The following is an 11858-nucleotide window of genomic DNA, read 5'->3' on the forward strand; positions in this document are numbered from 1 at the left end:
TATTTGTGGCAGACGTTCAGGCTCTGCTCGCCTTTGCCGACGCCTGCGCCGCCGCAAGCCGGGCGATCGGAACGCGGAATGGCGAGCAGGAAACATAATCGAGCCCAACCTCCTCGCAGAAGTGGATGGACGCCGGATCGCCGCCATGTTCGCCACATATGCCGAGCTTGATTCCGGGCCGCGCTGCCCTGCCCTTGTCGGCGCCGATCCGTACCAGTTCGCCAACGCCGTCAATATCGATCGTAACGAACGGATCCTGTTCGATGATGCCCTTCACCTGATAGCTCATCAGGAAGGATGAGGCGTCGTCGCGCGAGATACCGAAGGTCGTCTGCGTCAAGTCATTGGTTCCGAACGAGAAAAACTCGGCAACTTCGGCAATCGAATGGGCACGGATGGCGGCACGCGGCAGCTCGATCATTGTCCCAACCAGGTAATTGATCTTGATGTCAGCCTCTTTCATCACATCGGCCGCAACCGCATCGATGCGCGCCTTGACGAAATCGAGTTCGGCGCGCAGTCCGACCAGTGGCACCATGATTTCCGGTTCGACGGGGGCGCCTGTCGATTTCGCCGCTGCCACGGCAGCCTCGAAAATTGCCCGCGCCTGCATTTCCGCGATTTCCGGATAGGAAATGGCAAGACGGCAGCCGCGATGACCGAGCATCGGGTTGGTTTCGTGCAGGCTGTCGGTTCGTTCGCGCAATCTGTCTGCGTCAACATTCATGGCAGCAGCGACTTCGGCGATTTCTTCCTCGGTTTTCGGCAGAAATTCATGCAGGGGCGGGTCCAGCAGGCGAATTGTGACAGGCAGGCCATGCATTATTTCAAACAGTTCGACGAAATCGGACCGTTGCATCGGCAGCAATTTGTCGAGTGCAGCACGACGGCCTTTCTCGTTATCGGCCAGGATCATTTCACGCATGGCGACGATGCGTTCGCCTTCGAAAAACATATGCTCGGTGCGGCACAATCCAATGCCTTCAGCGCCAAATGAGCGAGCCGTACGGGCATCGACAGGTGTTTCCGCGTTGGCGCGCACCTTCATGCGCCGCGTCTTGTCGGCCCATTCCATGATCTGACCGAAATCCCCGGAAAGTTCCGGCTGCCGCATGGGCACTGCGCCCTTCAGCACCTGGCCGGTACCGCCATCGATGGTGATGATATCGCCCTTCTTCAAAACAACGCCCATCGCCAGGAGTGTCTCGTTACGATAATCGACACGCAGCGAGCCTGCTCCTGACACGCAGGGTTTACCCATGCCGCGAGCAACCACTGCCGCGTGGCTGGTCATGCCGCCGCGCGTGGTCAAGATCGCCTCGGCGGCATGCATTCCGTGGATGTCTTCAGGACTTGTCTCGATACGAACCAGAATCGCTTTGCGCCCCTCGGCCTTCAGCTGCTCGGCGTCTTCCGACGAGAATACGATTTCGCCTGTGGCCGCCCCCGGAGATGCCGGAAGGCCTGTTCCGATTATGTTGCGCTCTGCGCCTGGATCGATGGTCGGGTGCAGCAGTTGGTCAAGCGAAGCGGGATCTATGCGCAAAACCGCTTCCTCGCGTGAAATCAGGCCTTCTTCGGCCATTTCCACTGCAATCTTCAATGCTGCCTTGGCGGTACGTTTGCCGGACCGCGTCTGCAGCATCCACAGCTTGCCGTTCTCGATGGTGAATTCGAGATCCTGCATGTCGGTGTAATGCTTCTCGAGCCGTTCCGACACCGCGCAGAAATCGGCAAAGGCCGCCGGCATTATCTTCTCCAGCGAGGGCTTGTCGGACCCTGCAGCAATACGTGCGTCTTCGGTAATGTTCTGGGGTGTGCGAATACCGGCAACGACGTCTTCACCTTGCGCGTTGACCAGGAACTCGCCGTAGAGTTTCTTTTCGCCGGTGGATGGATTGCGGGTGAAGGCAACCCCGGTCGCCGAGCGATCGCCCATATTGCCGAACACCATCGCCTGGACGCTGACCGCCGTGCCCCAGCTCTCAGGAATGTTGTGAAGCCGTCGGTAGGTAATCGCGCGGGCATTCATCCAGCTGGAAAACACAGCACCGATTGCGCCCCACAGCTGTTTTTCCGGATCCTGCGGGAAGGGCTCATCGAGCTCTTCCTCGATCTTGGCCTTGTACAGCGCAATGACATTTTTCCAGTCGTCGGCTGTCAAGGCCGTATCGACCTCATGGCCGAGGTTGGCCTTGGTGTCTTCAAGAATCTCTTCGAAAACCGAATGATCGAGGCCCATGACGACGTCAGAATACATCTGGATGAAGCGGCGATAACTGTCATAGGCAAACCTTGCATCGCCTGTCTCGCGAGCAATCGCCTCCACAGTTCCGTCGTTGAGGCCAAGGTTGAGCACAGTATCCATCATACCTGGCATCGACGCACGCGCCCCTGAGCGCACGGAGACCAGCAGAGGCTTTTCCGTATCGCCAAAGTTGCGGCCCGTTATCGCGGCAATGTGGGAGAGGGACTTCTTTACATCCGTTTCAAGCGTGTCGGGATATTTGCGGCCATTGTCATAGTACCAGCTGCAAACATCTGTTGTGATGGTAAATCCGGGTGGAACCGGCAATCCAAGCGCACACATCTCGGCAAGATTTGCGCCTTTTCCACCTAACAGATTGCGATCACCGGCGGATCCTTCCGCCTTGCCGTCGCCAAATGTGTAGACCCATTTCGCCATTGCAGCCTCCCTTGCCGCTGAAACACAAGAGAGGTCTACGCGATCAATTCGTCAAGCACCATTAAAAAATGCTGCATCGCAGCATTCAAATCGATTAGCAGAGTAAATCCGCATTAAGCTTTGAAATCCTTCGTCATTTACGGATCGATCAGCTTGCCTCACGCAGCTGCTCGGCTGTCTGGAGATCGACGGAGACCAGCTGGCTCACGCCCTGTTCGGCCATGGTCACGCCGAACAGCCGGTTCATCCGTGCCATGGTGATCGGATTGTGGGTAATGACCACGAATCGCGTATCGGTGGACGCTGCCATTTCATCCATCAAATTGCAGAAACGCTCGACATTATGATCATCGAGCGGCGCGTCGACTTCGTCGAGGACGCAGATCGGTGCGGGATTTGTGAGGAATACCGCAAATATCAAAGCCATTGCGGTCAGCGCCTGTTCACCGCCGGACAGGAGCGTCATCGTCTGCGGCTTCTTGCCGGGCGGGCGGGCAAGGATTTCAAGGCCCGCTTCCAGCGGATCGTCGGACTCGATCAATTGCAGCTCAGCAGTGCCGCCACCAAAGAGGTGCGTGAACAGGCGTTGAAACTGGACGTTGACCACTTCGAACGCGGCCAAGAGCCGTTCGCGTCCCTCCCGGTTCAAACTCTGGATCGCCTGGCGCAGTTTCTTGACCGCCTCGATGATATCCTCGCGCTCGCTGATGATCGTCTCTAGCCGCGCGGAAAGTTCGTCTTGTTCTTCCTCCGCCCGCAGGTTGACCGCCCCGAGACGTTCGCGCTCGATCTTGAGACGCTCCAGATTGCGCTCCGTTGCATCTACATCAGGCAGCGGATCGTCAGGGCCGAGTCCGGTCAGCTTCATCACCTCGTGCGGTGCGCAATTCAGCGCCTCGGCAATACGGGTTTCGGCGTCCTTGCGGCGTTCTTGCGCAGCAGTGAGCCGTTCCTCGGCGCGCGCCCTGCCCTCGCGCGCCGTGGCCAAGGCCTGGATGGCTTCGGTTGCCAACTGGTCGAGTTCGCGTTGCCTGTTTTCCGCAATGGCAAGCTTGTCGGCGGCATCCTTGCGCAATGCCTCTGCTTCGGACAATTGCGAAAGCAATGTCCTATTGCGCTCGGCAAGCTCGTCGGGAGCGTCAGCGAGGTTTTCCGCCTCGCGTTCTGCTTCTAGGCGGCGTTCGTAAAGTGACGTGATCTGGCGGTCGGCATTATCAGCGCGGTTGACCCAGCTCTTGCGTTCGTGACCAATCGCTTCGAGGCGACGCATACGATTTTCGGCTTCGCGGCGCAGACCATCATGAATCGCACGGGCTTCCGCCAGTGCGGCGCGATCAAGCGTGACCTCGCTCGTCAAATTGGCGAGCCGGATATTGACTTCATCGAGGTCGGCAGCACTCGACAGCCGGGTTTCTGCCTCCAGGAATTGCTCCTGGGTTTCCTCCAGGTTTTCGGCGAGGCGCGCCCTGCCCTCTTCAAGCGCGGCGCGGCGGCTCGACAATTGCCCCGCGGCGCGTTCGGCGGCGGCCAAGGCTTCGCGCGCATCGGTGACGGAGCGTTGCATGCCACGCCATTGATCGCGTGCAGTTCGCTCCACTTCAACGGATTGCCATACGGCTGCTTCGGCGGCGACTATTCCGGCTTCCGCAGCACGCAGGATTTTCGTTGCCTCGACCACTTCAAGATCCAGTTCGGCCAACCGGTTCTTTTGTGCAAGGCGCAGCGCCGCCGGCGTCGGTGCGTCGGCGCTCGCCGTATAGCCATCCCAGCGCCACAATGCGCCGTCGCGGCTGACCAGCCGCTGACCCGGCTTCAGCGCAGACTGCAGCCGCACTCCGTCTGCCTCGGAGACAATGCCGATCTGGGAGAGACGGCGCGCCAGTTGGCGCGGAGCCCGGACAAATTCCGCCAAGGATTGAAGACCTGCCGGCAATGCCGGGTCCCCTGGACCATCTACCTCACCCCAGAAGACTGGAGCGCTTTTGTCCGTAGGTGCGTCAAGATCCTCACCCAATGCAGCGCCAAGAGCTATTTCATAACCCTTCTCGACTTTCAGCGCCTCCACGACCGCGGGAAAAAGGTCTGACCCGCCAAGGTTGATCATCTTGGCGAGCGTATTCGCTTCCGTCTCTATACGACCCAGATTGCTGCGCGCTTCCTGCAGAGGCTGGCGAAGTTCGGCCTCCCGCCGGCGCGCGGTTTCCACAGCTGCTTCGGCAGTGAGCGCAGATTCTTCGGCCTGATCGAGTGCTGCTTCAGCGGTTTCCACCAGACCCTGCTTTTCAACAGGATCGGCCAGCGCGCCGATTTGGGCGGCGACTGCAGACAGGTCGCGTTCAACATCACTCATCTGGCGCATAAGGCGCTCGCGCCGCTCGGCACTCTCGCGCAAGTTCCGCTCGACCTGCGCACGTTCGGCCGAGGCTTCTGCGCGCTCGGCAGTAACCTTGGCCAGTGCTGTTTCGCTTTCTTTCAGCTTGGCGTCTGCACGCTCGAATTCGGCGCGCGTTTCGATCTCGCGTTCACCAGCGTTGGCATTTTCTTCGTTGAGCGACCGCTCCTCCGTGTCGAGACGTGCCAGCACATCGGCGTTATCGCGCACCATCTGCTCTTCGCGCGCAATGTCGGCGATGAACTGAACGAGGCGCTTTTCCAGTTCGTTCTGGCGCGCCCGCATCCGCTCGGCTTCCTCATTGAGCTGCGAACGCGCGATGGTCAGACGCTGCAATATCGCCGCCGCCTTGGCTTCCGCTTCACGCAAATCGGGCAATTTATGTGCGCCGATCGCCTGTTCCTTGGCGGCATTCATCTGCTTTTGTGCCTGATCGCCGACCCCAACTGTCGCCACCGAGAGCGCCGATTGCGCCTCGCCTTCCTGCGCCTTGGCAACGGACCATTTCAGATGGAGAAGAATGGCTTCCGACCGGCGTATATCGGCGGACAGGCTTTTAAAGCGATTTGCCTGACGCGACTGCCGCTTGAGGCTTTCGATCTGCGTTTCAAGCTCGCCGACGACATCCTCGAGCCGCTCAAGGTTCTGTTCCGCTGCCCGTAGACGCAGTTCAGCCTCATGGCGACGGGTATGCAGTCCGGAGATCCCCGCGGCCTCTTCGAGCAAGGCCCGTCGTGCCTGCGGTTTAGCCTGGATAAGCTCACCGATGCGGCCCTGCCCGACCATCGAAGGCGAACGCGCGCCCGTCGATTGATCGGCAAACAGCAATTGCACGTCCTTGGCGCGCGCATCCTTGCCGTTGATGCGATAAACCGAGCCGGATTCGCGCTCGATGCGCCTCGAAACCTGAAGCTCGTCGGCATTGTTGAATGCGGACGGCGCACTGCGGTCCTGATTGTCGAGGAAGAGCGTGACTTCCGCAGTATTGCGCGAGGGCCGTGTCCCTGATCCGGAAAAGATGACATCGTCCATGCCGGAGGCGCGCATGTTCTTGTACGAGCTTTCGCCCATCACCCAGCGCAGCGCCTCAACGAGATTGGATTTGCCGCAGCCATTGGGACCGACGACACCCGTCAAGCCGCTTTCAATGACGAATTCTGCGGGTTCTACGAACGATTTGAAGCCGAGCAGGCGGAGCTTGGTAAAGCGCATCAGATGCCCTTTCCGACAAACACCGCACATGCAAAAGATTGGATGGCGGACGCAACGAAGCATCCGCCGAAAACCGGGTGGCGGTTACTTAAGCAGTCCGTCAATAATCGCTGACATTTCGTCAACCGAAAGGGCTCCCGAGTATCTGGCGCCATTGATGAAGAATGTCGGAGTAGCATTCACTCCAAATTCATTGGCTCCGCGCTCACGCACAGCATTCACATCATCCAGAAGTTTTTGGTTCGTCAAGCAAGCCTTGAAGGACTCCTGTGTAAAACCGGCCAATTTGGAGATTTGAAGCAAAGGTTCTTCTGCATTTGCCGCTCCTGCCCACTGTTCCTGCTGTTTGAACAGAACTTCGACCAGCGGATAGTAGCGCTCTTCAGGAGCGCAACGTGCCAGCATGAAGGCAGCCGCCGCGCGCGGATCAAACGGGAATTCGCGCAGGATAAGCTTGGCCTTGCCCGTATCGATGTATTTTTCCTTGATCGTGGGCAGGGTCGTTGTTGCGAAATGCGCGCAGTGCGGGCATGTCATCGATGCATATTCGACGATCGTTACGGGCGCTTCGGCCTTGCCCATCACGATATCTTTCAAGGTGCCTGGCGCAAGCAGCTTGGCCTCATCGACCGCCCCCGCGGCAGGCGGGACCTTTACATCATTTGGGGCAGGAGTAGCTGGTGCAGTCTCTTGCGCCCAAGCCTCCGTACCAGCGGCCAAAACGATGGCGGCCGTGGAAACCGCGGCGAGCGTCAGAATTTTTCTGCGTGTCAGCAATTCAGTCATAAGATCACCTGTCTCCGGGTTATGCAACTACAGTCTTAGGCTCGTTAATGGCTTATGCCAGTTTCTTTAAGGCACGGCATACGTTCTGTCTTTGAATTTTTCGTGATGCAACGTCAATGAGTCATGCCGATAGAATTATCGTTTCATCTTGTCGGCGTGAATGCTCTGCCCCAGCCGTTGCAGTGCCTCGCGTAGACCGTCGTCCTCGATCGGTTCGACCGAGCGGCTGATCTTGTCAGCTGTTGCCGCATCTACTGGCGGCAAGGTCCGGCGTTTTGCAACCGGCGGTTCGACAGGCTTCTGTTCGATTTTGATCCTGCCGACAGCTGCAAAGCCCAGAAATGCGTTGACGCGGCTGATGATTTCGCCCGTTTCGTGTTGAATTCGCATGGCCGTAAAACCTTGACACGCGACCACCAGCGTTGCGGGCTGGAACGGGTCATCCTCATGTGCCCGGCGCGGCCACAGAAGTTTGAGCGGTCTTGATTGCGCGCCCAGGGCTGGCCCAACGACCTCTTCCCAAGCCTGAACAAGTTCGATGGTGATGCCTGCCCGCTTGCGCAGTACAGGATCCAGAATTCCCGCAGCCGGATCGGCAAGCGGGCGAAAGCCTTTTTTACTGCGATCATCGCTCATCCGGCCGTCGCACCTGTTTCAGAGGAGTCTCAGCGGCCATTATAGCCGCGGAACCATTCAACGAACAAAGGAATACCTTGTTCCAGCGTGGTGGCAGGCGAAAAACCGAGGTCTCGCGACGCGAGGTCTATATCCGCATATGTACGTTTAACATCAGCGGGGGGCATCGGCTCAAATTGTTTGATCGCCTCTCGGCCACAGGCCTTTTCGATGGTTTCGATAAAACGCATCAAAGCGATGGGGTTGTTGTTGCCAAGATTGTAGACTGGTGCCGTTCCTTCCGGATTGGCGAGAATGCGATTTACGGCGCCATAAACACCGTTGACGATGTCATCGATGAACGTGAAATCGCGCTCCATATGGCCGTGGTTGTAAACCTTGATCGGCTTGCCTTGCAAAATCGCATCCGTAAAAAGCCAGGGGGCCATGTCAGGGCGACCATAGGGACCATAGACTGTGAAAAAGCGCAGGCCTGTCGAAGCAATCTTGTGCACGTGCCGATAAGAATAGGCAAGAAGCTCAGCCGAGCGTTTGGTTGCGGCGTAGACCGAAACAGGATGGTCAACTGGGTCGTTTTCTGAGAACGGTACTTTGGTATTGGCGCCGTAGACCGATGAGGAACTCGCATAAACCACGGGGGGCCGTTTCGGCATTTTCAACGCCTGCTCGAATATCGTCACTTGGCCATGCACGTTGGCATCGACATAGGCTGCAGGGTTTTCGACCGAGTAGCGTACGCCCGCCTGTGCTGCGAGGTGAACTATGATGTCGGCATCCGTATCAGTGCCAATCGCAGTGGAGAGCCCTTCGGCATCAGCTATATTGCCACGGACAAAACGGATGTTGGAAAGACCATCCAGCGCGGAGAGTCGGGCTTCCTTGAGTGCTACTGGATAATAGTCGTTGAGATTGTCGATCGCGATAATATCAAAGCCTTCGCTGGCGAGCCGTCGCGCAACGTGAAATCCGATAAAACCAGCTGCTCCAGTAACGATGGCCTTCATAAATTACCCAACATCATTCTAATCGATCTTCGCCATGGCGAGCTTTTGGTCGAACTCACTCAAGGTAAGCTCGTCGGCTTCGGCATGCGCGGCCAACTGCGGTATCGACAGATAGGGCGAGGTTCCGGATATCCAACAGATCATCATCGTCAGGTAAATGAAAACCGCGTCCGTCGCATCGTGACCGAACATGATACCCAGCATGCCCGTAATCACATAACTGCTCACCAGCAGTAGGGAAATAGCGATTGCGAGATCCCGGCCCGGTCCGGGCTCCTTCTTGCACGCGGCGATTATCGGAGCAGCAAGAAGCCCGAGCACCGCCAGCACACCCAATATACCGCCGTCGACAGCGGCATTCAAAAAGCCGTTGTGTACGTGCGTAAAAGACATTTTCTTGTCGGGAGGCAAATTCAGGATCTCGTTGACCCGCGACATGCGATTTTGCGGACCATAGCCGATCAGCGGCGATGCCAGAAAAGCCCGTTTGGCGGCCGACCACAACATCAGTCGCGCATTGAGAGAGTTGATACTGTCTGGCTGACGATCCAGCTGCACGATATCGCTTTCGAGCGCATGATAGCGCTCCGTCACCTTCATTGCCGCAATGGCGATAATGGCAACGATTATGACGGCTCCAACGACCTTCATGACATTGGTGATTGTCGGCAGGGTTTGTCCTCGCAAGTACCAATACAGAACGGCAAAGTTTACAGGCATGACCAGCCAGGCCGAACGCGTGCCGGAGAGAAATGCGCAGACAAGACCACATGCAAAACCGGCGATGGCAATAAATCGCTCGGTCCTGCTGTCTGAATGCGCATTGAGCAGTGAAATGCTGCCAAACAATACTGTAAACAGTCCGAACACCGCAGCATTCCCGGCGCCCCCTTCGGCACGAGGCGACAGAAAAGCGATCTGGACGATGCTGAATATGAGCGAACCGATCATGCCGATGCCAGCACCGGTGATCAAAAAGGGCACAAGACGACCGGGAAGGCTCGCTCGAAGTCGCGGCAGCACAGCCCAGATTGCGAGGAAGGGAATCATCTTGAAGATGAAGGGAATCCCCTTCGACGCATCGGGATGTACGGCTACCGAAAGTATGGTCACGAGAACGTAAAAGGTCAGACACCAGGCGACGATCTTGTCGGTTCTGCTCATCTCGAACCGGAAACGTTTTGCTGCGAGTGAAACGATTGCCCATAAAAAGGCACAGACCAAGGTCACGGACGTTCCGCTTGCCAGCAGGCCAGGAAACAGCGCAAACACAAATGTAAAGAGACGATTGTTGCGATCGATTCCGATAAAATGCCCTCTTGTGGGGAGCATTATCGCTTTGGCTAATTGATCTGGAAGCATCTAAGGTTCCGAATGATTATGAGATTCATGCTTGCAACCGTTTTTGTAAGAACCGTCAAGGCTTCGTGTAGCGCAGTTTGGAATTGATGCAACCAATAACCACCCGCCTGCTGCTATGGTATGATTCTCATCACCGGACTCTACCATGGCGCATTTCGCCGCGCGAGCGTCTCGCAGGCAGCACTGCCGATCCCTATCGGATCTGGCTTTCCGAAATCATGCTGCAACAAACGACGGTTGAAGCCGTCAAATCCTATTTCCGCGTTTTCATCGAAAAGTGGCCGACAGTCGTGGATTTGGCCGCCGCGAGCCAGGACGACGTTTTGCGCGCCTGGGCTGGTCTTGGCTATTATTCGCGCGCGCGAAACCTGAAGAAATGTGCCGATATCATCTGTGCAGAATATGGCGGGCGTTTCCCGTCCGATCTTGCCAATTTGAAGTCGCTGCCCGGTATCGGCGACTACACGGCCGCCGCGATTGCCTCGATCGCATTTGATCTGCCCATGGCCGTTGTCGACGGCAATGTGGAGCGCGTCATCACGCGGCTCTATGCTCTCGCTACCCCTCTGCCGCTGGCCAAGCCAGAGATCCGCGCGCGCATGCAGGCGCTTACACCTGACGAAAGACCGGGGGATTTTGCCCAGGCAATGATGGATCTCGGAGCGACGATCTGCACGCCCAGGCGACCCGCGTGCGTCATTTGCCCGCTCAACGACAATTGCCAGGCGTTGCGAACCACCGATCCGGAATTCTTTCCTGTGAAAGCGCCCAAGAAAGAGAAGCCCGTTCGCGTTGGGGCTGCCTTCGTCGCTGTTTCCAATGATGAGGTATATTTACGTGGTCGTGCAGAGACGGGATTGCTTGGCGGCATGGCGGAAGTTCCGACGACATCTTGGACGGCACGTCTCGATGGGGAAACCGAGTTGGATGCAGCCCCCTTTCCCGCTAACTGGATCGCCACCGGCAACATCACCCATATTTTTACGCATTTCGAATTGCGTCTTAAAATCTACAAAGCTCATGAAGTAGAGAAAGACATTGCCGCTGGCGGGTGGTGGGTCAAGGTTGATGAATTGGGAGGCGAAGCCTTGCCCACGGTCATGAAAAAAGCCATTGCTGCCGCCATTCCAGATGCGTTCGCAAGGAGAAAAAATTAGAATGACACAGGTCAAGCATATCGTTTTCGACATTGGCATGGTTCTTATACACTATGATCCACATGCCGCCTTCCTGGATGTCATTCCCGATGCCACTGAGCGCCAATGGTTCTTCGACAATGTCTGCACACATGAATGGAATGTCGAGCAGGATCGCGGACGGAAATGGCCGGAGGCTGAGGCTCTATTGATCGCCGACTTTCCCGACCGCGAGCAGCACATCCGCGCGTTCCGGCAGAACTGGCACATGATGGTTCCGCATTCGATCGATAGCAGCGTCGAGATCATGCGCAAGCTGATCGCCGATGGTCACGATGTGACGATGCTCACCAATTTCGCCTCGGATACTTTGCGCGAGGCCTGGGAGCGATACCCGTTCCTGACCGAAAGCCGCGGCGTGACGATTTCCGGCGATGTCGGCCTGATCAAGCCCGACAAGGCAATTTACGATCAACACGTCGCTACCTTTGACCTTGAAGCTTCTGCGACGCTCTTCATCGATGACAGCGCCAAGAATGTTGCCGGTGCCAAGGCCGCAGGTTGGCAGTCGGTACAATTCATCGACCCTGAAACCCTCAAGGCCGATCTTGAGAACCTTGGAATCCGCATCTGATCCCAGCTAA

Annotated in this window: 8 protein-coding genes; 2 read left to right on the top strand and 6 right to left on the bottom strand. The window is 57.2% G+C overall.

Features of this window, described 5'->3' with window-relative positions; genetic code table 11:
- Positions 1-16 precede the first annotated feature (16 nt).
- The 6 genes from ppdK to N8E88_RS31150 all read right to left on the bottom strand — a co-directional run bounded on the left by ppdK (position 17) and on the right by N8E88_RS31150 (position 10048).
- Entirely contained in the window at positions 17-2686 is a 2670-nt protein-coding gene (gene ppdK, locus N8E88_RS31125; protein WP_262293895.1) for a pyruvate, phosphate dikinase, read from the bottom strand.
- A 148-nt stretch (positions 2687-2834) separates the two neighbouring features.
- Complete coding sequence (gene smc / locus N8E88_RS31130) at positions 2835-6290, bottom strand: chromosome segregation protein SMC (protein ID WP_262293896.1); 3456 nt, start codon at positions 6288-6290, stop codon at positions 2835-2837.
- Between the two features lie 84 nt (positions 6291-6374).
- Positions 6375-7076 carry a DsbA family protein gene (locus N8E88_RS31135; RefSeq protein ID WP_262293897.1) on the bottom strand — a complete coding sequence of 234 codons (702 nt, stop codon included), beginning with the start codon at positions 7074-7076 and terminating at the stop codon, positions 6375-6377.
- Positions 7077-7211: 135 nt separating this feature from the next.
- Positions 7212-7712, bottom strand: coding sequence for a DUF721 domain-containing protein (locus N8E88_RS31140; RefSeq protein ID WP_262293898.1), 501 nt, complete (start codon positions 7710-7712; stop codon positions 7212-7214).
- 29 nt (positions 7713-7741) lie between these two features.
- Positions 7742-8716: an NAD-dependent epimerase/dehydratase family protein gene (locus N8E88_RS31145; protein WP_262293899.1), complete on the bottom strand. Its 975-nt coding sequence runs from the start codon at positions 8714-8716 to the stop codon at positions 7742-7744.
- Positions 8717-8734: 18 nt separating this feature from the next.
- Positions 8735-10048, bottom strand: coding sequence for an O-antigen ligase family protein (locus N8E88_RS31150; protein WP_262293900.1), 1314 nt, complete (start codon positions 10046-10048; stop codon positions 8735-8737).
- A 116-nt stretch (positions 10049-10164) separates the two neighbouring features.
- Here N8E88_RS31150 and mutY point away from each other — a divergent pair, with 116 nt between their 5' ends.
- Together mutY and N8E88_RS31160 are read left to right on the top strand one after the other, a co-directional pair.
- Positions 10165-11235: an A/G-specific adenine glycosylase gene (gene mutY / locus N8E88_RS31155; protein ID WP_262293901.1), complete on the top strand. Its 1071-nt coding sequence runs from the start codon at positions 10165-10167 to the stop codon at positions 11233-11235.
- A gap of 1 nt (position 11236) precedes the next feature.
- Complete coding sequence (locus N8E88_RS31160) at positions 11237-11848, top strand: HAD family hydrolase (protein ID WP_262293902.1); 612 nt, start codon at positions 11237-11239, stop codon at positions 11846-11848.
- Positions 11849-11858: the final 10 nt, after the last annotated feature.

The sequence above is a fragment of the Phyllobacterium zundukense genome, assembly GCF_025452195.1.
Taxonomy (GTDB): Bacteria; Pseudomonadota; Alphaproteobacteria; order Rhizobiales; family Rhizobiaceae; genus Phyllobacterium; species Phyllobacterium zundukense_A.